Here is a 22,292-nt window from a genome sequence, read left to right as displayed (position 1 = left end):
AAAAGTTAAACATGACAATTGCCAAGAAGAGATCCAGCGCCCAAACGGTGAAAAAGTCAAACGTGACAACACGTCGCAAGCCGGTTCGCGTCAAGACCCTCTACTCGACAGAAGAAGTGTCCGAGATTTTCCGCCGCCTCTCGATCCAGCGGCCGGAGCCGAAGGGAGAGCTGGAACATTCCAACCCTTTCACGCTGGTCGTGGCTGTCGCACTTTCCGCGCAGGCCACCGATGCGGGTGTCAACAAGGCGACACGCGGGCTGTTTGCCGTGGCAGACACACCGGAAAAGATGCTGGCGCTGGGTGAAGAACGCCTGATCGGCTACATCAAGACCATCGGCCTTTTCCGCAACAAGGCCAAGAACGTCATCGCGCTCAGCCAGATGCTGGTTGACAGGTTTGGCGGTGAGGTTCCCCGCACGCTGGAAGAGTTGATCCTGCTGCCCGGCGTGGGTCGCAAGACAGCCAATGTGGTGATGTCCATGGCCTTCGGCGTTCCGACGCTGGCTGTCGATACCCATGTGTTCCGCATCGCCAACCGGCTCTGTCTGGCACCGGGCAAGACCCCGGATGAGGTGGAAGAGCGGCTCGTAAAGATCATTCCCGACACTTATCTCTTCCACGCGCACCACTGGCTGATCCTGCACGGGCGCTATTGCTGCAAGGCGCGCAAGCCGGAATGCGAGCGCTGCGTGATTGCCGATATCTGCAAGTCGCCGGAAAAGACCTGCGATATTCCAGCGCCGCTGATGGAGCTACCGGCTCAACTGATTGGAGAATGACGGGTCGCGCTTGCTGATGGACTTGTGCAGGTGCACCATCATCGATGCGGCAAACAGCGGCGTCAGCAGGTTGAGGAAGGGAATGGCGAGGAAGGCCGCGATAACAAGACCGGCCATGAACACCTTGGTCTGATGCTTTGACCGGAAAGCGCGGGCATCGGCAGGGCTGCGAAAGCGCATGGCGGCAAACTCGAAAAATTCCCGCCCCAGCAGATAGCCATTAACCAGAAAAAACGCGATGAGATTGACGCCGGGGACGAACAGCAGCAACAGCGCAATGATGTTGCCGAGAATGACCACCCCGAAGAATTTCAGCGATGAGGGTATGGCCTCGCTTAACGGCATGGCGGTGCCCGGCGGATCGGCAGGATAATCCTTCTTCTCGATGACCTCGGCGACATCATCCAGAAACAGACTGGCGATGATGGCGGTGACCGGTGAAATCAGAAGCGCCAGCGCTAGTGCGAGGCCGATGCCCGCGAGAATGGCCAGAATGAAACTCATCCAACCCGCCCATTCGGGAATGCCCGGAACCAGCTGATCGAGCCACGGCAGGGCCAGCCAGATGAAAATGCCGCGAATGGCAAACCACAGGCCCACAAGTACAAGAAGCGTCAAACCTAAGGATTTCCAGAAGGCAGATCGGGTCTCGGCGGCAAAAAGGTTGCCAAAAGCAAGCCGCGCTGCGTCGAAAATCATTCAATTGCCTCCATTCAGGCGGATGATTCGGCTGTGAAATCCACGCGCCGATATGTGCCAGATAGGGCGCTCAGCCACCCTTCGCAAGAAATGCACGGCGCTTCCTCCAAGAAAAAACACAACTCGACATTTTGCACTTGAAGAAAAGGAGGCGCTAAACTATAAAAACAAACAGGCAAAAAATCGTATATTCTTGCGACCGGGGGCGGGCAGGATGACGATGTGCCATTTTTGTACAACCTAGTCGACGCAATGAACAGCAAGATTTGCTTGTGAGACCATCATTGCGCACTAAAGACAAGACAAACGAGGCCTCGTTGGAAAAGTTGCTGATTGATCTGACCCGGACCCTGAAAACGGGAACGCCCTCTGAACGGCGGATTGCAAAATATATCATCGAGCACCTCGCGGAGTTGCCATTCGAGACGGCTGCGACGCTTGCTGAGAAACTCAACCTCAGCCCTATGACGGTCGGTCGGTTCCTACGCTCGCTGGGCTATCGCCAGCTGAGCGACATTCGTGAACACCTTCGTGAAGAGCCGCGCGTGGTGGAAGCCGCGCCTGTATCCAAACAGGAAACGCCACAGACACCACTGTCGTCTCTCATGCTGCAACAGATCCAGGCCGTTCAGGCCGTGTATGATCTGGCGGGGCAGCCCGTGTGGAAGACGGCGCTTGCCAATATTGCTGAGAGCAAACAGGTCTTCGTCGCCTCCTCTGCGGAAAGCTTCGGCATCTGCCGCTACTTCTACACCAAGCTGCTGGAATGTCGTGAGCGGGTTCACTACCTGCCCCGCGACAGCGCATCCTACATCTCGCTGATGGACGAGCCTGCCGATGGCACGCTGCTGATCCTGATGGACTGCGGTGGCGAGCTGGCCGAATTGCAACGGCTTGCGAAAATGGCCATGAAGGCTGGCTACGCGACAGTGCTGATCACAACCCGCTTTTATGAGTGGGGCCCTGACAGCGCCGACATCTGCCTGACCATTCCGCTCAGCCAGAATGGCGGCCACAGCATGTTGCAACTGGTGGCCATTACCGAGTTCGTGCTGCATTCACTGCCGCAGAAAACCGATACAGGCCGCAAGGACCGCTACCGCCGCATCGGCGATATGCAGAAGGTCATGAAGGGCTAATCTGCTGCTTTGCTAGACGCTGTGCACGCCCGCATGAGCTGCGGGCTGCACGCCTTACATTCGCTCCAGTTCCTCGCGGTGGCGATACATGGCCAGAAAGCGCCGATAATCGCGCTCATATCGGTCATCGAACTGCCCGCTCGCCCGACGTTGCTCGCCGCCGGGATACATGGCTGCACCCGCCGCAACCAATCCCTGATGAACACCGCCCGCCGAGGCAGCCGTCATGGCCGTGCCAAGGAGTACGGCATCTGCTGTGGCAGGAACCACGATGCGCTTTCCGGTCACGTCGGCATAGAGTTCCATCAGAAGTGGATTGTGCACATGGCCGCCGGTCACGTGAAGTGTTTCCACGGCATAGCCAAAACCCTCCATGGCATCCAGCACATGCCTTGCCCCTAAAGCGATTGCCACGGCGGTACGCCAGTAAAGGCGGCAAAGGCTGTCAAAGGACGTGTCCAGCGTCAGCCCGCTGACAACGCCACGCGCATGCGGATCAGCCAAAGGCGAGCGATTACCGTGAAAATCCGGCAGGACGTGCAGGTGTTCGGCAAAGCTTTTGCCTTCCGTGCCGCGCAGCTCCAAGACCCGCCGAACGATGCGAGCATGAAGTTCGGGCGTCGGCTCGCCACCGGCGGCGTGCATGCGCACCACATGATCCAGCAACGCACCAGTGGCCGATTGACCGCCCTCGACCAGCCAGTGGCCGGGAAGAACCGCCTGCCAGTATGGACCCCAAAGACTGTGGCCGGGCATACGCTTCGGCGTGAGTGTGACAAGGCAGCTGGAGGTGCCGGCAATCAGCGCGACATTGCTGCCGACATCGGATTGCAGGCTGCCGCCAAGTGCGCCCAGCGCACCGGCATAGGCATCGATCATGCCAGCGGCGACCTCGCAGCCCGTATCAAGGCCCAGCTCATCGGCGGCCTGCTGGCAAAGCTTGCCGACACTCTGGCCGGGTGCAACCGTTTCTTCAGGGAGGTTCCCGCGCTGAAGAAGGTCACTGACACCGGCGATATCAAGATAATCCCGGCTCCAACCTTTGCTCTCATGGGCCAGAAAATTCCATTTGGCGGTCAGGGTGCAATTGGAGCGCCGGGAATTGCCGCTTGCCTTCCATGTCAGGAAATCGGCCAGATCGAAGAAATAGCCTGCTTTTGACCAGCTTTCCGGCAGGTGCTTTTTCAGCCACATCAGCTTGGGCATCTGCATCTCGGGCGAAATCGAGCCGCCTGCGAAATCCAACACCGGATGGGCAGATGCCGTCAGCAGATCGGCTTCAGCGATGGCGCGGTGATCAAGCCAGACGACGGTGTCGAAACGCGCCTCGCCTGTGGTGGAAACCGTAACCGGCTCTCCCTCACGCCCGCGCACGACCAGCGAACAGGTTGCATCGAAACCGATTGCCGCAACGCGTGATGCCGGGATATCCGCATCCGCCATGGCCTTGCGCACGGCTACGCAGACAGCGTTCCAGATATCGGTCGAATCATGCTCGGCGTGGTTCTCTTTCGGGCGCTGCATGAGGATGGGATGGGTGGAGCGCGCCATCAACCTGCCGCCTGCATCGAACACACCAGCGCGGGCGCTGCCCGTGCCGACATCGACAGCAACAAGATATTGACGCATCACGCTAAATTCCCATCCCTCGGTCGCAGCCAATCAGCAAAGGTGCAGGCAGCACCGGCAGCCACTAATTTAGCGCAGATTGATCGGTCACAAGTTGGACCAAATCCGGCATGGCGTCAAACACCAGATCGGGATTGAGGCTGGCAATATGCTCCCGGAAGGCAGGAAAACGGGCGTGAGAGCCACCGGTAAATGCAAAGACCCGCATGCCGGCCGCCTTCGCAGCGACAATTCCGGCAGGACTGTCTTCGATGACAATGCAATTGGCGGGCGCCACCTGCATCTGATCTGCCGCATGAAGGAAAAGGTCTGGCGCAGGCTTGCCGTTCTTGACCATGGTGGCGCTGAAAATATGGGGTTCCAGCTTGCCCAGCAGACCTGTCAGTTCCAGCGAGTAGCGAATGCGTTCTGGCTGGCTGGATGAAGCAACACAGCGCGGCATGTCCAGCCGGTCCAGCGTCTCGCCCATAGCGTCAATGGCTTTAAGTTCCTTGCGGAAGCGGGCAAACAGCGCGCTGCGCATATGTTCGAGAAAGTCTATATCGGTCTCGATGCCGTATTCATCCCAGAGCGTTGCCGTCATGCTGGCGACGCTGCGGCCCAGAAACCGTTGATAGGCTTCCTCTGGCGTGATCTGGACGCCCTGATGGGCGACCATATCGATCAGCACGGCAATCGACAGCGGTTCGCTATCGACGAGAACGCCATCGCAATCAAAGATCAGCAGTGGCGTGTTCCCGGTTTGCATGGCCCATCTCTTTGTCGTCAGCTGACGAGTTTGTTTTGCAGGTAAAGCTCAAGCGTTTCAGCCGTACCCTTCTCCCACAATGTCTTCAAGGCATGGGCGAAGCGTTTCTGGAACAGGTCAGATTTTGCGACATCTCCGAAGATATCATCGAGCGCAAGAAACGCCATCGGGTCATCCTTGGCCTTGATGGCGGCTGCCTGCAGGCGCTCAGTGCTCGCATCATTGAAGACGATCTGCGCGCCGCTATCGGATGTGCCGTGGAAGTAACGACACCAGAGCGCCGAAACGAGCGAAAGCCCGACGATATCATCGCCCTTTTCCAGACGATCCGCTGTCGATGGCAGGATGAATTTCGGCTGGCGGTTGGAGCCATCCTGCGCCAGACGCGGAATGGTATCGCCGATCTTGGGGTTGAGGAAACGCCGCTCGATCAGGTCGAAATACTCGTTGAGATCGGTATTGGGCACCGGCGGAATGATCGGGATGATCTCCTCCTTTTCCAGCTTGGCGAGGAAAGCGCGGATCAGCGGATGCTCCATCGCCTCATGCACGAAGTGGATATCGAGAAGAGCTGCGGGATAGGCAATCGCCGCATGGCCGCCATTGAGGATGCGGATCTTCATATGCTCATAGGGGGCGACTTCAGGCACGAATTGCACGCCGACCTTTTCCAGCGCCGGACGGCCCGCCGGGAAATTATCCTCCATGACCCACTGCTTGAACTCTTCGCAGAAAACCGGCCAGTTATCATCGATGCCGAAATCATCGCGGGCGATATCGCGTTCGCGCTGACCGGTGGCAGGCGTGATGCGGTCCACCATGGAATTGGGGAAGGCCACCGTTTCGCTGATCCATGTGGCAAAGGCCGGATCAGACAGCGCCGCCACGCCGACAACGGCGTTCTTGGTGACCTTGCCATTGTGGGGAATATTATCGCAGGACATGACGGTGAAGGGCTGGATGCCCTGGTCCTTGCGGGCTTTGAGCCCAGCAACGATGAGCCCGAAAACGGTCTTCGGCGCGGTCGGGTTGCGGCCATCCTCGGCAATGGCCGGATGCTGCGGATTGAACGCGCCTGACGCATCAATGAAATAGCCGCCTTCGGTGATCGTCATCGAGACGATGCGGATTTTCGGGTCGGCAAGGGTTTCGACGATGGCGTTGGTATCGCCAATCGGCAGGATATCGACCATCGGGCCGGTCACGCGCGCGCCGGTGCGGTTGTTATCCTGCTCCACCACGGTGGTCAGGAAATCCTGGGCCGCAAGCTTTTCGCGCATGACCGCATCGGACGGCAGGACGCCCGCGCCGATGATGGCCCACTCATGGTCAGCGCCTGTGTTGAACAGGTCATCCAGATAGATGGCCTGATGGGCGCGGTGGAAATTGCCGACGCCGAAATGCACGATGCCAGCGGACAGATCGCTGCGGGAATAGGCCGGGACGGCAGCCGTCGCCTTTGCCTGTTCAAGCGTTGCGAGCGAGAGTTTGCATGTCATATGGCCAGGCCCTTGCTATCGAATTTGTGGATCTTGGTCTCATCAGGCGTCAGGAAAACCGTGTCGCCATGCTGGCAGGCAAACTCGCCGCCTGCACGCGCGGTGATCATGCCGATCTCATCGACCTTGATGTGGATGAAGGTGTCGGAGCCAAGATGTTCGGCAACCGTGACGGTACCCTTCCACAAGCCGCTTTCCTTGGACAGCAGCAGGTGTTCGGGGCGAACGCCGACCGTATCGGCACCCTTGGCTTGCGCGTAAGTACCTGTGACGAAGTTCATACGCGGCGAGCCGATGAAGCCTGCGACGAAGAGGTTGCGCGGTGTCTTGTAAAGCTCCATGGGAGAGCCGACCTGCTCGATATTGCCGCGATTGAGCACGACGATCTTGTCGGCCATGGTCATGGCTTCCACCTGATCGTGGGTCACGTAGATCATCGTCGTCTTCAGCGTGTTGTGCAGCTCAGAGATTTCCAGCCGCATCGTGCCGCGAAGCGAAGCATCGAGGTTGGATAGCGGCTCATCGAAAAGAAACGCCGATGGCTCACGCACGATGGCACGACCGATGGCCACACGTTGGCGCTGGCCGCCTGACAGTTGCGACGGGCGACGGTCCAGATAATCGGTGAGGTTCAGAACGGCGGCTGCATCATTGACCTTCTTGTCGATGACGGCCTTGTCGAGCTTGGCCATTTTGAGCGGAAAGCCGATATTGTTGCGCACGCTCATATGCGGATAAAGCGCATAGGACTGGAACACCATGGCAAGGCCGCGTTCTGCCGGTGCCTTCTCGCTCACATCCTTGCCATCGATAATGATCTGGCCGCCGGTGACATCTTCAAGCCCCGCGATCAGGCGCAGCAGCGTGGACTTGCCGCAGCCGGATGGGCCGACGAAAACCACGAACTCGCCATCCTTGATATCGAGATCGATTGACGGAATGACCTTAGCTTCACCAAAGACCTTGGAGACGTTTTTAAGGGAAATGCTGCCCATTTTCTTATTCCTTATTTCACCGCGCCAAAGGTGAGGCCGCGAACGAGTTGTTTCTGGGAGAACCAGCCAAGCACGAGGATTGGCGCAATTGCCATCATCGAAGCCGCAGACAGCTTGGCCCAGAACAGGCCCTGCGGGCTGGAGAAGGAGGCGATGAAGGCTGTGAGCGGTGCCGCATTGGTGGTGGTGAGGCGAATGGTCCAGAAGGATTCGTTCCACGCCAGAATGATGTTGAGAAGAAGCGTCGAGGCAATGCCGGGGATCGCCATGGGAGTCAGCACATAGACGATCTCGTTCCACAAGGATGCACCATCCATGCGGGATGCTTCGAGGATCTCACCCGGAATTTCCCGGAAATATGTGTAGAGCATCCACACCACAATCGGCAGGTTGATGAAGGTGAGCATGATGGTGAGACCAATGCGCGTATCCAGGAGCCCTGCATTGCGGAACAGAAGATAGATCGGCACCAGCACGGCAACGGCCGGCATCATCTTGGTGGAAAGCATCCACATCAAGATATCCTTGGTGCGCTTCGTCGGCGAAAAGGCCATGGCCCAGGCAGCCGGAATAGCAATGATGAGGGCGACGATGGTGGAGCCGACCGACAGGATGACCGAGTTCATGAAGGGCTTGAAGTAATCACGCTGCGTGTTGACCGTGATGTAGTTTTCAAACGTTCCCGATGGCCAGAGGCTAAAGCCCGCAATGGCTTCCGGCTCCGTCTTCAAGGACGTGAGAAACGCATAGAGGATCGGGAAGAACAACAGAAGCGCGATAGCCCAGGCGACAATGGTGAAGCCGATTTTGGAGCGCGTCGAGACATTACGAGCCATGATCCGTACTCCTATCGATCGAGGTTTTTGCCGACGGCGCGCATCAGGAAGATGGCGACGATATTGGCAAGGATAACGGCGATGATACCGCCTGCGGATGCTCCACCCACATCATAGCCAAGCAGCGCCGTGCGGTAGATGAGGAAGGCGAGATTGGTCGAGGCGTAACCCGGTCCACCATTGGTGGTGACGAGGATTTCCGCATAAACACCAAGCAGGAAGATCGTCTGGATGAGAATGACCACGGTGATGGCGCGGGCCAGATGCGGCAGCGTCAGATAAATGAAGCGGCTGAAGAAGCTTGCGCCATCCATTTCGGCTGCTTCCTTCTGCTCTCCGTCAAGCGATTGAAGCGCGGTGAGCAAAATCAGCGTTGCGAAGGGCAGCCATTGCCATGCCACGATGATGACGATGGACAGAAGCGGAAACTGCGAGAACCAATCGATCGGCTGCGCCCCGAAGAACCGTGATAGGTCTGCCAGCACGCCGTAACCGGGATGCATGATCATGTTCTTCCACACGAGTGCGGCAACCGGTGGCATGACGAAGAAGGGCGAGATGACCAGAATGCGCACGATGCCCTGCCCGAAAATGGGCTGGTCCAGCAACAGCGCAAGGCCGATGCCGCCGATGATCGTGATCAACAGCACGCCGCCGACGATGACGAGCGTGTTCCAGATGGACTGGAAGAAGGCCGGGTCGGTGTAGAAATACTGGTAATTGAACAGGCCAGCAAAGCTGACATTGGTCGGGTTCAGCAGATTGTAGTTCTGGAAAGAGAACCACAGCGTCATGGACAGTGGCACGATCATCCACACCAGAAGCATGACAACCGACGGCGCCATCATCAGCCGCGCCAGATTTTTAGTGTTTTGCGTCGCCATGCGGCTCCCTCCCAATTCCGAACCGCGCGGTCAAACGCGCGGAAACGCTTGGCATTTTCTTGTTATGAACGGGTAGCAAGACTCGAACGTGAAAAAAGATTGTCCAGCAACAGAGCCGCCCGGCCATCACGACCGGGCGGCTGTTTTCGGGAGGATTACTTGATGTATCCCGAGCGTGTCATTTCACGCGTGGCTGTGGACTGGGCGCTGGCAAGCGCATCATCAACGCTGGACTGACCGGCAACAACCGCCGAGAACAGCTGACCAACCGTGGTGCCGAGCGACTGGAACTCAGGGATCGCTACGAACTGACCACCTGTGTAAGGCACAGGCTTGACCGTTGGCTTGGTGATATCGGCAGCATTCATGGCAGCCAGTGTCGGTGCTGCAAAGCCTGCGGCCTTCTGGTAATCCGCGTTCTTGTAGAGCGAGGTGCGTGTGCCAGGAGGCACGTTGGCCCAGCCATCCTTGGAAGCGACGAGCTGCGTGTATTCCTTGCTGGTTGCCCAGGCAATGAACTTCTCGGCGGCTTCAGCCTTCTGCGAGCTCTTTGGAATGGCAAGGTTCCAGGACCAGAGCCAATTGCCATGGTTCTTCATTTCGCCCTGCGTCGGGAAGAGCGCATAGCCAACCTTGTCGGCAACCTTGCTATCCTTCGGGTTCGATACGAAGGATGCTGCAACCGTGGCATCGATCCACATGCCGCATTTGCCCTGCTGGAACAGCGTCAGGTTTTCGTTGAAGCCGTTGGAAGAGGCACCAGATGGACCGGCATCCTTCATCAGGTCAACGTAGAACTGAAGCGCGTTCTTCCATTCAGGTTGATCGAACTGTGGCTTCCAGTTCTCATCGAACCAGCGACCGCCAAAGGAGTTGGTGAGCGCGGTGATAAAGGCCATGTTCTCGCCCCAGCCGGCCTTGCCACGAAGGCACATGCCGTTCACATCGGCCTTGCGGTCGGTGATCTTGCGGGCAGCATCGCCAATGAATTCCCAGGTCGGGTTTTCTGGCATCTTCAGGCCTGCTTTTTCAAACAGATCCTTGCGATACATGATCATGGCGGATTCACCGTAGAACGGGGCCGCATAGAGCTTGCTATCGACAGTCAGGCCACCCTTGATGGATGGCAGCATGTCGGCAACATCATAGCCTTCGCCCAGCTTTTCGAGTGGCAAAAGCCAGCCCTGCTTGGCCCAGATCGGAACTTCGTAGTTGCCGATGGTCATGATGTCGTATTGGCCGCCACTTGTGGCGATGTCAGTCGTGACGCGTTCACGCAGGACGTTTTCTTCCAGCGTGACCCATTCAACCTTGATATCGGGGTTTTTGGCGGTGAATTCGGATGTCAGTCCCTGCATGCGGATCATGTCACCGTTGTTGACGGTGGCGATGGTCAGCGTTTCTGCGGAAGCGAGGCCCGAAAAGGCGAGAGCCGAGCACGCGCCCAGCAGAAGTGTCTTCAATGTCATGATCTTCCTCCCAGAAGAAAGTTGTGAGCATTCGCTTTGCTCTAGGGCAAATACTCACTTTTGGGAGAAGAAAGTCAAGCGGCTACCTGCGCTGCATTGCACAAGGATTAACTAACATACTGGTTTTGCAACAATATTTCTGCTCAGTCCCTGAGCAAATATTCAGCGGATGCCTCGTCGGTGATGACACCGTTCAGAAGGCCACCGCGCAGAGCCGCGAGAATGGCAGGGGATTTTTGCTTGCCCTGCGCAATTCCGATGACCGTGCTGGTCTCGCGTGGCGGCAGGGGAACGGAGGCCACGCGATCATTGATGGGAGTATCGAGAATCCTGCCATCCCGATCAAAGGACCAGCCGCAAATCTCGCCCGCACCACCCTTGGCAATGAGGTCGCGCATTTCCTGAACCTCAAGGAAGCCATCGACGCAGAGCGGTGCATCCTCTGCCAGCTGACCGACGCCGACAAAGGTGACATCGGCAGCAGCGCCCAGCGCCAGCGTGGAGCGCACCATGGATTGGTCGTGCAGCAGTTCCCGTTCCTCCGAAGACGAACAGAGAACCGGCAGGGGCATGGGAAAATGCCGCGCCTTGATGGCATCAGCCATGCTGAAAATGACGTTGTAATAGGCCGCAGAACCATCCGGCCCGATATTGCCGGTGAGCGAGACGATGCGGTGCTGCGGACATTCCATCGGCGGCAACTGATCGACGGCCGCTTTCAGCGTTCGGCCCGTGCCGATGGCCAGAACAATGGGGTCCGTCTTGCGAAGCCAGCGTTCGATTTCGGCAGCCCCGGCCTCTGCAATGCCAACCGTGGAGGACACGCCAGCCGGGTCGCTCGGCACCACTTCCACATATTTCAGCGAAAACCGGTCGCGCAGAGCCTCGCTTTTTTCAAGGCAGGCGGCAATGGGGTGGTCGAGCCGAACCTTGATGAGACGTTCAGCCACAGCAAGGGAAACAAGCCGCTGCGCCGACTGGCGGGAAATGCCCATGGCAGCCGCGATCTCATCCTGCGTGCGGCCCGCAACATAATAGAGCCAGCCGGCTCGCGCCGCATCGTCTAGCCGTCCACCAGTTTCGGATCGTTTGGCCATTTGCCCGCCCTTAACGCCTCTTGTGCATGTGCTGACATTTTTTTAAGGCCCGTGTCAAACCATGCCAAGGGTGGCTAGCCGAAGAATGGACCCACGACGAAATAAAGCACGGCTTTGGCGATTCCGTAAATCACACCGCTGACAACGGCCACCGAGATGACCGAGAGCACGCCGCCGATAAGGGCAAAGAGCCCATCCCGTTCTAAAAGAGCGAAGGAAAAACAACCGATTGCGATGGCGGGAAGAATATTGCCAAGCGGTATGGGCAACGCCAGAATGATGGCCAGCAGCAGACAGACAAGGCCGATCACCCGTTCGGCCACAGGCGAAAGCAGACCTTGCATGCGAGGCCGCAGCAGTTTTTGCACGCGCAGCAGCACGGGCACGATTTTTTGTACGACCCGGGAAAAATCCTCGCGCGCCAGAGACCGCTGCGAGATCACACGCGGAAGCCACGGGCGTTTACCAGCACAAAGCTGGGCGGCCAGAAAGACGAGCGGCGTGCCTGTGATGGCGGATGTACCGGGTGGCGTCGGCACGATATTGGGCAGGGCAAAAACCAGCATCAACGCGCCGAAGGCACGATCTCCCATCGCAGACAGAAGATCGCCAACGGCAATGCGCTCCCGGCTTTCATCGCTGGCCAGAGCCTGCAGAATGTCGACAAGGCCGACTTCAGGCGCATCGGGCTCCGTCATCACGGGCTCGGCACCTTCGCCCGGGCCGGAAATGGCAGGATCATCCGATAAACGCAGCATAGGGTTCAACTCCAGAATTGCGTTTCGCTGTAACAGAAGAATGGCGGCAGCAATACGACGGTTCGCTCACTTTATGGTTGTTAGTACTAGCGCCGCAGTCTGGGATCGAAACGATCGCGCAAACCATCACCCAGCAGGTTGAAGCCGAGCACGGCAAGCGCGATGGCAAGACCGGGCAGAATCGCAAGCCAAGGCGCTTGGGACAGATAGGTCTGCGATTCCCAAAGCATACGCCCCCAGGTGGGTGCTGGCGGGGCCATGCCGAGGCCTAAGAAACTCAAACCCGCCTCAGTCAGAATGGCAAGCCCCAGCTGGATGCTGACCTGCACGATGATGAGATTGGCAAGGTTTGGCAGGATATGGGTGATGGTGATTCCACCTCGGCTGCGCCCAAGGCTTTCCGCCGCCACGACGAAATCCCGCACCCACAATTGCAGCGCGGCTGCACAGGTCAGCCGGGCAAAGACCGGCACCATGAAGGTGGCAATCGCGATGATGGCGGTGAAGCGGCCCGAGCCAATGAAAGCGCCCAGCATCATGGCCGAAAGAATGGGCGGCAGCGCAAAGACGATGTCGCAGATGCGCATCAGCACGGCCTCGACCACGCCACGTTGCGCCGCCGCGATAATGCCCACCAGCGTGCCGATGGCGGCACCAATGGCGACGGCGACGACGGCAGTGGAAAGTGAATTCCACGCGCCGACCATCAGCATGGAGGTGAGATCACGCCCGAAATGATCCGTGCCCAGCAACCCCTGCGCAAACGGTGGTTTGAGCTTGGCGATGATCTGCATTTTTGTCGGCACCTGAGGTGTCCAGACCAGCGATAGGAGTGCCACGGCAAGCAACGCGCCTGAAATGATGGCGCCAGGCAAAAGCGTGGTGGGGCGGCGATGGGTGTTTCTCATGCGGCACGCGCCCGCAAGCGCGGATCAATCAGCAGATAGGCCATATCGACCACGAAATTCATTGATATGACCAGCGCGCAAAAAAACAACACGACCGATTGCATGACGATGATATCACGCTGCGTCAGCGCCTGAAAAGCGAGCCGCCCCAGCCCCGGCAGATTGAAGACGTTCTCCACCAGCACCGTGCCCGCAATCAGAAAGGTGAATTGCAGGCCAACCATGGTGACGACGGGGATGAGCGCGTTGGGCAGGACATGTTTCCAGAGCGTCGCCGCCTCGCCAATGCCCTTGGCTCTGACGGTGCGCACGAAATCCTCGTTCATGACCTCCAGCATGGTGGAGCGGCAGACACGTGCGAGGACACCTGCTTGCGACGCCGCAAGCGCCACAGCCGGAAGCACCAGCGCGTTAAGCCCCGCCCCTGAACCCGCCTGCCAACCCGGAAAGCCGCCCGCCGGCATCCAGCCCAGTGTGGTGGAAAACAACAGGATCAAGAGAAGGCCGACCCAGAAGCCCGGAACGGAAATTCCAAGATGGGAAAACAGACCGCAGACAACATCTATGACACCGCCGCGATACCGTGCTGCCAGCACTCCAAGCGGCAAGGCGATAGCAATGGAAAGGCCGATCGCCATGAAAGCCAGCGGCAGCGTGACGGCCAGCCGCTCGAAGATCAGCCCGGCCACCGGCACGCCATAGGTATAGGATTGCCCCAGATCTCCCCCAAGCATGGCCGCCAGCCAATAGAAATATCTGAGCGCCAGAGGCTGATCGAGGCCCATCTGCTTTTGCAACGCTGCCAGCGTATCGGGGCTGGCGGATGTGCCCAGCATGATGGCGGCAGGATCTCCCGGCAACAGGCCCATGACCATGTAGATTAGGAACGAGACGGCAAGGAGCGTCACGAAAAGGCCGAGGATGCGCCTGAGGATAAGGGCGATCATGCTGCTACACCGCCCATGGAGACGCGCATTGGTTTAAACCTCACTCTTCCCAATGCACATCCGTCAGCACGTTGGAGGGGATGGGTTCGTTTTCCCACAGGCCCTGCAGCTTCTTGTCCCAGACGCCAAGCTTGGGCATGACGAAGAGGAACAGCGCCGGGACATCCTGCGCCAGAATTTTCTGGGCGTCCTGATAAAGCTCTTCCTGCTCCTCGGCATCGGCCGTCAGTTCGATATTCTTGATGATCTCGTTGAACGTGGGATTCTTGTAGTTGAAGTAATAGGGATCACGCGAAAAGATATCGATGTCCATGGGTTCGGCATGGGCAACGATGGTCATCTCGTAATTGGCGCCTTTCAAAACATCCGAAACCCATTTCGCCGGAAATTCCGTGGTTTCGATGGTCATGGTCACGCCGATTTCCGCAAACATGGCCTGAAGCACTTGCGAGGTACGCTGGGCGTAAGGCATTTGCGGTGCCTTGATGGTGAAGGAAAGCCCGTTCGGATAACCCGCTTCCGCAAGCAAGGCCTTCGCCTTTTCAGCATCATAGGGCAGGACGCCTGATGTATCCACATAACCGCGATCATTGGGCGTATAGTGGCTGCCAATCGCCGTGCCAAAGCCCGACCATGCGCCCTCGATGACGGTTGCGCGATCCACCGCCATCATCAGGGCTTGGCGAACGCGCTTATCGTTGAACGGCTTGACGGCATTGTTCATGCCAGCCACCACCTTCAATTCGGTGTTGCCGATGAAGGTACCGAGCCGCGCATGACCCTCGAATGAGCTCATAAGTTCCGGCGCACCAAACTCGGGAAAGGCATCGACATCGCCGGCTTGAAGGGCTGCGGCCTGCGCCTGCGGATCGGGAATGAAACGGAAGGTCGCCTTTTCGAGCGCAACACTCACGTCCTTGTTCCAGTAATCCGCATTGCGGGCGAGTTCCACCCTGTCGCCCTTGGCCCAGTTGACGAACTTGAACGGGCCGGTGCCGACAGGCGTGGTCTTGTTGTCATCGGCCGAGCGCGTGCCGACAATGGCCGAGGCAGGCCAGCCAAGCCAGTACAGCAGGCTGCCGGAGGGCTGCTTCAGCTTGAGGACCAGCGTCGTCGCATCAGGCGTTTCAATCGTCTGGATGGCTGCAAAGAACCGTTTCTGCGGATTGACGGAGCTCTCGCCACGCGCGCGTTCCAGCGATGCCTTGGCGACCGAGGAATCGAAAACTTCGCCATCGTGAAACGTCACGCCCTCATGCAGCGTGAAGGTATAGGTCTTGCCGTCTTCCGAAATGTCCCAGCTTTTCGCCAGTTGCGGCTGGATCTTGCCGTCCTTGTCGATAGTGACGAGACCTTCGAAAATATTCTGCCATGTCACCTGGCCGATGAAGACAGGGGCTGCGACTGTCGGATCAAGCCCCGAAGGCTCACCGCCCATGCCGATGGTGACCGAATTTTTCGGCGCGGCCCACACGGTAGAGGCAGGCAAGGATGCAGCCAGAACAAGGCCGACTGCGAAAAGCCGCGTCAGCGCTAGTGGCCGCGAGAAATTGATGCGCATCTGCATGGTCTCCTGTCGAGAGGCGCAAACATTTTGTGTTCAGCGCGTTGCGAAAATCGCTACACGAAATCGGCGCTAAAAATCAACTGCCTATTTTGGCAAATCGCCCATGAAGTCCACAATGAAACTGGAAAGCGTTGCAGCCGCGAAGGAAAGCTCGCGATCTGGCGCAACGCAAAGCTCGATGGTGGTGTGGACGCCCTCAGTGCCAACCAGAGGAACTGCCACCATCTTGCCCGCCTTGATGTCGCGGGCGACGGACAGTTCCGGCAGCAGGGTGACGGCGGCGCGGTCCAGCACCAGTTCCTTTAAAACATCCAGCGAACTGGCCGTGAAAACCGGGTCGAGTTCGATCCCGGCATTTTCAAACAGGGCATCGAAGGCCTGCCTTGCCGCAAAGGTCTTTTCCGGCATGGCAAGCGGCATCTGCGAAAGTTGCGCAAGCGTAATGCCGCTTTTGCCAGCAAGCGCGTGGTCGGCGGGCAGGATGACATCATAGCCGATATCCCGCACTGCCAGGATTTTTACCTCAGACGTCTCGGGCGCAAACAGGGTGATGGCGATATCGGCCTGCGCCGTTACCAGCGCGTCAATGGCCTGACGGGCGCTGGTGATGTAAATGTCAAAACGCAGCTTTGGATAGGTCGCGCTGAACTGGGCAAGCACCGGCGCCAGAAGGCTGGCGACAATGGCGCCATTGGCAAAGATGGTCGCCCTCCCCCGCTCCAGCCCCTTGAGATCATCGATCAGCTGCTGAACATTGCCGAGTTCGCGCAGGGTCTTACCCGCCCGTTCGGCCAGAAGCTCTCCCGCCGCTGTCAGCGTGACCCCACGGCTTGAGCGCTCCACCAATGGCGCGCCGAAAAACTCCTCCAGATTGTCGATCTGGCGGCTGACGGCAGTGGGCGCGACATTGAGATTGTCAGCCGCAGCGCGCATCGAGCGCGTGCGCACAAGCTCATCGAAATACATCAATGCGCGTAGGTTCATGGTGAAATTGTCCTGTCCACAGATATGCCGTCACAATCCAGTAAGACGCTATTCGTCTTGTAGACGCAAGCATCCCGGCACCGCTCAATCGCGACGGAAACCCTCGCTCGCCACCAGCAATTGCCGTGTGTAATCGGCCTTAAAATCCCGGCTTTCCAGCGCCGGAACATCCATCATTTCCACCACCTTGCCGCTTTTCATCACAGCGAGACGGTCACACATGTGGCTGATGACGCCGAGATCGTGGCTGACCATGAGGAAGGTGAGGTTGCGGGCTTTGCGGACATCTTCGAGCAGGTTGAGGATTTCAGCCTGAATGGAGGCATCCAGCGCCGAGGTGGGCTCATCCAGCAACAGGATTTTCGGCTCCAGAATGAGCGCGCGGGCAATGGCGATGCGCTGGCGCTGGCCACCGGAAAGCTGGTGCGAATAGCGAAAACGGAAACCGGTTCCCAGACCCACCTCATCCAGCGCGCGGGTAATGCGGCCTTCCTTATCATCCAGCCCGTGGATAACAAGCGGTTCCAAAAGCAGCGCGTCAACCGTCTGGCGCGGATGGAGCGAACCATAGGGGTCCTGAAACACCATCTGCACATCACGGTAAAAGCTCTTTTCGCGGAACTTGCTTTTATAGGTCCGCCCCTCAACCATGAGGCTGCCCTCATCGAAGTGGTTGAGACCGGCAATGGCGCGCAAAAGCGTGGATTTGCCCGAACCGGATTCGCCCACGAGGCCGAAGGACTGACCACGCGGCACATCGATGCTGACACCATCCAGCGCGACATGGCCATCAAAATCCACCAGCATATTGGTGACGGAAAGAACTGTGGTCATAAGCGCCACTCCGCTTTGCGATCCAGAACCGGCAATGGATGCCTGTTATCGCCGATTTTCGGCAGGCAGTTCAACAGACCCCGTGTGTAGGGATGCTGGGCGTTATCGAGATTGGCCGCCTGAAGCTCCTCCACCACGCGGCCCGCATACATGACGATGACGCGATCACAGAAGGATGAGACCAACCGCAGATCATGCGAGATGAAGATGAGGCCCATGCCCCGATCCCGCACCAGCTTGTCGAGAATGCCGAGCACTTCGAGCTGCACCGTCACATCAAGCGCCGATGTCGGCTCGTCGGCAATCAAGAGTTCCGGGCCGCAAACCAGCATCATGGCAATCATGACGCGCTGGCCCATGCCGCCGGAAACCTCGTGCGGATAAAGACCAAAGACGCGCTCCGGATCGCGGATCTGCACCGCCTCCAGCATGTCGAGCGCCCGCTTCTTTGCCTCAGACGAGCCGATGCGCTCATGCGTCTTCAGGGTTTCCACGATCTGCCTGCCAATGGTCATGACCGGGTTGAGGGAGTATTTCGGGTCCTGAAGGATCATGGCCATGCGCTTGCCGCGAATGCTGCGGCGCTGCTTGGCCGAAGCCTCCAGCAGGTTGATATCGCCAAAGCGCAACGTGTCCGCCTCGATCCGGGCCGCAGATGGCGTCAGCCCCATGATGGCGCGGCCTGTCTGCGATTTGCCGGAACCGGATTCACCAACGACACCAAGGCGTTCCCGCCCCAGCGTGAAGGAAACGCCGCGCACGGCTTCCACCAGCCCGGTGCGGGTGGGAAAGCTGACGCGCAGATTTTCGACGGTGAGAAGAGGCGCACTCATTGGCCAGCCTCCTTTGGGTCCAGCGCATCGCGAAGGCCGTCTCCAAGTAAGTTGAAGCCGAGGCTGACGATGAGAATGGCGATGCCAGGCATGGCCGCAACCCACCATTGATCCAGAATGAAGCGGCGACCAGATGCAATCATCGCGCCCCATTCCGGCAGCGGCGGCTGGGCGCCGAGGCCCAGAAAGCCAAGACCGGCGGCAGTGAGAATGATGCCCGCCATATCCAGCGTGACACGCACGATGAGCGAGGACATGCAGAGCGGCATGACGTGTTTGAGTACGATGCGCCACGGCGAAGCGCCCATTAGCTGCACCGCAGCGATAAAATCCGAATGGCGAAACGTCATGGTTTCGGCACGCGCAATGCGCGCATAGGGCGGCCATGAGGTGATGGCGATGGCAAGAACCGCATTCTCGATGCCCGGCCCCAGAGCCGCAACCAGCGCAAGCGCCAGAACGAGTTTCGGGAAAGCCAGAAAGATATCCGTGATGCGCATCAAAACCGCATCCACCCAGCCACCGGCGTAACCGGCGACAGTGCCGACGATGAGGCCGACGGGTGCGGCGATGATGGCAACGAGGAGCACCACAAACAGTGTGAGGCGAGAACCGTGGATGAGGCGCGAGAGAATATCGCGGCCCTGATCATCCGTGCCGAGCAGATAGCCTTCACTTCCGGGGGCCAGCAGGCGGGCGTTACGCAAATCTCCCTGCACGGCGGAATGCGGGGCCAGCACATCGGCAAAGATGGCGACCAGAATAAGCGCCATAATGATGCCGAGCCCGGCCAGCGCCAGCCGGTTTTCCGAAAAGCGCCGCCAGATGACATAGGCACGGCCAAGCCGGGCCTGTTTGCGCGATGTCGGGCGCTCCGACAGCAGCCATTCACGGCTATAGGGTTTCAATGGGGCCAAAGCTGTCGTCATCGGCTGCGCGTCCTTGGATCGAGCGTCCGGTAGAGCAGATCGGACAGAAGATTGATGCTGATGAAGACAGCGCCAATCACGATGGTACCGCCGAGAACGGCGTTCATATCCGCATTCTGCAGGGAATTGGTAATGTAAAGCCCAAGCCCCGGCCAGGAGAAGATGGTTTCCGTGAGAACGGAGCCTTCCAGCAGCCCGGCATAGGAAAGCACGATAACGGTGAGCAACGGCACGGCGGCGTTGCGCAGGGCGTGGAACCAGATGATGCGGGTTTCCGAGAGACCCTTGGCGCGGGCCGCGACGATATACTCTTGGGCGAGTTCGTTGAGCATGAAGGAGCGCGTCATGCGGCTGATATAGGCCAGCGAGAAATAGCCGAGCAGACCGGCGGGCAGAATGATGTGGCGGAAGAGATCCCACAGCACATCCCATTGCCCCTGCATAAAGGCATCCAGCAGATAAAAGCCTGTGACGGGCGTGAAGGTGAACTCGTAGACGATGTCCATGCGACCGGGATAGGCGACCCAGTTCAGCTTGGCGTAGAACACCAGAAGTGCCAGAAGGCCGAGCCAGAAGATCGGCACGGAATAACCGACAAGACCGATGATGCGCACGATCTGGTCTATGATGCTGCCACGCTTGACGGCGGCGAGAACGCCAAGCGGAATGCCGAAGACCGCGCCAATCAGCGTGCCTATGGTGGCAAGCTCGATGGTGGCCGGAAAAACCCTGATGATATCGGTCATCACAGGGTTGGTGGTCAGCACCGATGTGCCGAAATCACCCGACAATGCCTGCTTGATGTAGAGGAAAAACTGTTGCCAGAGCGGCAGGTTGAGGCCGAGTTCCTCGCGCACCCGCTCCACCACATGGGCAGGCGCACGGTCACCCACGATGGCCAGAGCCGGATCGATGGGAATGACGCGACCAATGAAGAATGTGACCGCCAAAAGCCCTAGAAAGGTGGTGATGACGGTTACGAGGAAGCCGAGGACGGCTGTCAGGCGCTTGTTGGCGCGGCTTTTGCCGCGCCTTGGCCTTGGCACTGTTTCAATGATGCTCACTGGATCAATCCCGCCGGATCATTCCTTGGAGATCGGATAGACATAGTTGGTGTCGAAGCTCGGTCCAAGCTTCAGGCCCTTGAGCTTGTTGGAATATCCGGCCACTTCGGTCTTCTGGTGGAGAACGACGAAGGGGCCGGTTTCCAGAACCTTCTTCTGCAAATCCTGATACATAGCGGCGCGCTTGGCGTTGTCTTTTTCCAGAAGCGCTGCCTGCGTTTCCTTCGTCAGTTCAGGAACGTCCCAGGCATTGCGCCATGCCAGTGTCTTGTTCTTGCCAGCATCGGAATTGTCATAGTTGATGGTGAAGGTTTCAGCGTTGGAGTTCGGGTCGAAATAGTCGGAACCCCAGTCCCCGATATAGATATCATGCTGGCGAGCGCGGTATTTCGTCAGCGTCTGCTTGCCGTCACCGGGAATGATTTCCAGCTTGATGCCGGCCTGCGCCAGCGTCTGCTGCATGTTTTCGGCAATGCCGGTGACCGGCTGCGTGTTGCGCGCATCAATGGTAACGGTGAAGCCATCCTTCAGGCCTGCCTTGGCAAGCAATTCCTTGGCCTTTGCAACATCGAGCTTGAATGGATTTTCATCCAGTGCGCCCAGTTGCCCCTTAGGCAGGAAGGTCTGGTGGACCTCGCCAATGCCCTTGATGAGGGTCGCACCGATGCCTTCGTAATCGATGAGATATTTGAAGGCTTCAACGACTTCAGGCTTCTTCAGATTCTCATTCTTCTGGTTCAGGCCCAGATAATAGACGGTGCCCTTTGGCGCAGAGATGACGGTGAAGCCTTCCTTCTTGGAAACGGCGTCCATATCACCGGGCTCAAGGTTGCGGGCCACGTCAATGTCGCCATTTTCGAGCGCAAGGCGCTGGCCGGAGCTTTCCTTCATGTGGCGATAGACGACGCGCTTCAACTTTGGCGCTTCCCCGTAATAATTCGGGTTGGCTTCCAGAATAACCGCCTCATTGGCCTTCCAGCCAAGGATCTTGTAAGGGCCGGAACCGGCATAACCGGTTTTCAGGAAGGCGTTTCCGAAATCGCTCTCGTATTTATAGTCAGCGCTTGGCGTAACAGCTTTCGCCTTTTCCATCACCAGCGTCTTGTCCACAACGGAGGCAACCGTTGCCGTCAGAACGTTTAGAACGAAGCTTGGCGCATAGGGCTTGTCGATCGTCAGTACGAAGGTGTTTGCGTCAGTAGCCTTCGCCTTTTCGGCCACATTATCGCCGGTGAGTCCGAACTGCGTCAGAAGAAATGCTGGCGACTTGTCCAGCTTGACCGCGCGTTCCATGGAAAATGCCACATCTTCTGCCGTCACGGGGTTACCGGAGGCGAATTTAAGGCCGGGCTTGAGCTTGAAAGTGTAGGTCAGACCATCTTCGGATGTCGTCCAGCTTTCGGCCAGATCGCCCTTAACCTTGGATGTGTCGTTGATATCGATGGTGACGAGCTTGCTGTAGGTGTTGCCGGTGACTTCCGCAGTCGTAATCTCGAACGCTTCGCCCGGATCAAGAGAGATGATGTCATCGATGGCGAAGCCTTCCACCAGCGTATCGGCAGGGGTTGCGGCAAAGGCCTGTGGCGCGGCAAGAGAGAGCATCGATAGTGTCACGCTGGTGGCGAGGATGCGGGCGGCTTTGTTGAGCGATTTGTTCATCGTCTTCCCCTGTTGTTTTTTCTTTGGTTCAC

21 protein-coding genes are annotated in these 22,292 nt (G+C 58.3%); 2 read left to right on the top strand and 19 right to left on the bottom strand.

Annotation, left to right across the window (positions count from 1 at the left end):
* The first annotated feature begins 11 nt into the window (after nt 1-11).
* A complete protein-coding gene (nth, locus tag ACQZ51_RS05705) occupies nt 12-782 on the top strand; it encodes an endonuclease III (RefSeq protein ID WP_448775913.1) in 771 nt (256 codons plus the stop codon).
* Here the strand turns inward: nth and ACQZ51_RS05700 are convergent.
* Nucleotides 756-1,481 carry a sulfate transporter family protein gene (locus tag ACQZ51_RS05700; RefSeq protein WP_448775911.1) on the bottom strand — a complete coding sequence of 242 codons (726 nt, stop codon included), beginning with the start codon at nt 1,479-1,481 and terminating at the stop codon, nt 756-758. The genes nth and ACQZ51_RS05700 overlap by 27 nt on opposite strands.
* Before the next feature lie 317 nt (nt 1,482-1,798).
* Here ACQZ51_RS05700 and ACQZ51_RS05695 point away from each other — a divergent pair, with 317 nt between their 5' ends.
* Complete coding sequence (locus tag ACQZ51_RS05695) at nt 1,799-2,620, top strand: MurR/RpiR family transcriptional regulator (protein WP_448775909.1); 822 nt, start codon at nt 1,799-1,801, stop codon at nt 2,618-2,620.
* A gap of 54 nt (nt 2,621-2,674) precedes the next feature.
* On the opposite strand, the gene ACQZ51_RS05690 is transcribed toward ACQZ51_RS05695, so the two are convergent.
* The 18 genes from ACQZ51_RS05690 to ACQZ51_RS05605 all read right to left on the bottom strand — a co-directional run bounded on the left by ACQZ51_RS05690 (nt 2,675) and on the right by ACQZ51_RS05605 (nt 22,260).
* Nucleotides 2,675-4,249, bottom strand: a complete 1,575-nt coding sequence (locus tag ACQZ51_RS05690) for an FGGY-family carbohydrate kinase (RefSeq protein WP_448775908.1) — start codon at nt 4,247-4,249, stop codon at nt 2,675-2,677.
* Nucleotides 4,250-4,313: 64 nt separating this feature from the next.
* Complete coding sequence (locus ACQZ51_RS05685; protein ID WP_448775907.1) at nt 4,314-4,997, bottom strand: HAD family hydrolase; 684 nt, start codon at nt 4,995-4,997, stop codon at nt 4,314-4,316.
* A gap of 17 nt (nt 4,998-5,014) precedes the next feature.
* Nucleotides 5,015-6,496 (bottom strand): mannitol dehydrogenase family protein, encoded by a 1,482-nt coding sequence (locus tag ACQZ51_RS05680; RefSeq protein WP_448775906.1) that lies wholly within the window; start codon nt 6,494-6,496, stop codon nt 5,015-5,017.
* Nucleotides 6,493-7,491, bottom strand: a complete 999-nt coding sequence (locus tag ACQZ51_RS05675; protein ID WP_448775904.1) for an ABC transporter ATP-binding protein — start codon at nt 7,489-7,491, stop codon at nt 6,493-6,495. The genes ACQZ51_RS05680 and ACQZ51_RS05675 overlap by 4 nt, the downstream gene beginning before the upstream one ends.
* 11 nt (nt 7,492-7,502) lie before the next feature.
* Nucleotides 7,503-8,327 (bottom strand): carbohydrate ABC transporter permease, encoded by an 825-nt coding sequence (locus ACQZ51_RS05670; RefSeq protein WP_192068451.1) that lies wholly within the window; start codon nt 8,325-8,327, stop codon nt 7,503-7,505.
* 11 nt (nt 8,328-8,338) lie between these two features.
* Nucleotides 8,339-9,211 (bottom strand): carbohydrate ABC transporter permease, encoded by an 873-nt coding sequence (locus tag ACQZ51_RS05665; protein WP_448775903.1) that lies wholly within the window; start codon nt 9,209-9,211, stop codon nt 8,339-8,341.
* Between the two features lie 155 nt (nt 9,212-9,366).
* Nucleotides 9,367-10,680 carry an ABC transporter substrate-binding protein gene (locus tag ACQZ51_RS05660; protein ID WP_448775901.1) on the bottom strand — a complete coding sequence of 438 codons (1,314 nt, stop codon included), beginning with the start codon at nt 10,678-10,680 and terminating at the stop codon, nt 9,367-9,369.
* 143 nt (nt 10,681-10,823) lie between these two features.
* Nucleotides 10,824-11,777, bottom strand: coding sequence for a sugar-binding transcriptional regulator (locus ACQZ51_RS05655; protein WP_448775899.1), 954 nt, complete (start codon nt 11,775-11,777; stop codon nt 10,824-10,826).
* A 74-nt stretch (nt 11,778-11,851) separates the two neighbouring features.
* Nucleotides 11,852-12,535, bottom strand: a complete 684-nt coding sequence (locus ACQZ51_RS05650) for an exopolysaccharide biosynthesis protein (RefSeq protein ID WP_448775897.1) — start codon at nt 12,533-12,535, stop codon at nt 11,852-11,854.
* Nucleotides 12,536-12,621: 86 nt separating this feature from the next.
* Nucleotides 12,622-13,443 carry an ABC transporter permease gene (locus tag ACQZ51_RS05645; RefSeq protein WP_448775896.1) on the bottom strand — a complete coding sequence of 274 codons (822 nt, stop codon included), beginning with the start codon at nt 13,441-13,443 and terminating at the stop codon, nt 12,622-12,624.
* Complete coding sequence (locus tag ACQZ51_RS05640; protein WP_448775895.1) at nt 13,440-14,390, bottom strand: ABC transporter permease; 951 nt, start codon at nt 14,388-14,390, stop codon at nt 13,440-13,442. The genes ACQZ51_RS05645 and ACQZ51_RS05640 overlap by 4 nt, the downstream gene beginning before the upstream one ends.
* A gap of 40 nt (nt 14,391-14,430) precedes the next feature.
* Complete coding sequence (locus tag ACQZ51_RS05635; RefSeq protein WP_448775893.1) at nt 14,431-15,957, bottom strand: ABC transporter substrate-binding protein; 1,527 nt, start codon at nt 15,955-15,957, stop codon at nt 14,431-14,433.
* A gap of 84 nt (nt 15,958-16,041) precedes the next feature.
* Nucleotides 16,042-16,941 (bottom strand): LysR family transcriptional regulator, encoded by a 900-nt coding sequence (locus ACQZ51_RS05630; protein WP_448775892.1) that lies wholly within the window; start codon nt 16,939-16,941, stop codon nt 16,042-16,044.
* An 84-nt stretch (nt 16,942-17,025) separates the two neighbouring features.
* Entirely contained in the window at nt 17,026-17,775 is a 750-nt protein-coding gene (locus ACQZ51_RS05625) for an ABC transporter ATP-binding protein (protein WP_448775890.1), read from the bottom strand.
* Nucleotides 17,772-18,608, bottom strand: a complete 837-nt coding sequence (locus ACQZ51_RS05620) for an ABC transporter ATP-binding protein (protein WP_448775888.1) — start codon at nt 18,606-18,608, stop codon at nt 17,772-17,774. Before ACQZ51_RS05620 ends, ACQZ51_RS05625 begins: the two co-directional genes overlap by 4 nt.
* Nucleotides 18,605-19,537, bottom strand: coding sequence for an ABC transporter permease (locus ACQZ51_RS05615; protein WP_448775886.1), 933 nt, complete (start codon nt 19,535-19,537; stop codon nt 18,605-18,607). The genes ACQZ51_RS05620 and ACQZ51_RS05615 overlap by 4 nt, the downstream gene beginning before the upstream one ends.
* Entirely contained in the window at nt 19,534-20,601 is a 1,068-nt protein-coding gene (locus ACQZ51_RS05610; RefSeq protein WP_243255030.1) for an ABC transporter permease, read from the bottom strand. Before ACQZ51_RS05610 ends, ACQZ51_RS05615 begins: the two co-directional genes overlap by 4 nt.
* Before the next feature lie 18 nt (nt 20,602-20,619).
* The gene (locus ACQZ51_RS05605; protein ID WP_448775884.1) at nt 20,620-22,260 is read right to left on the bottom strand and encodes an ABC transporter substrate-binding protein; all 1,641 of its coding nucleotides are present in this window, start codon (nt 22,258-22,260) and stop codon (nt 20,620-20,622) included.
* Between the last annotated feature and the right edge of the window lie 32 nt (nt 22,261-22,292).

The organism is Agrobacterium sp. CG674 (assembly GCF_053521645.1).
This window is presented reverse-complemented; position numbering and strand designations above follow the sequence as displayed.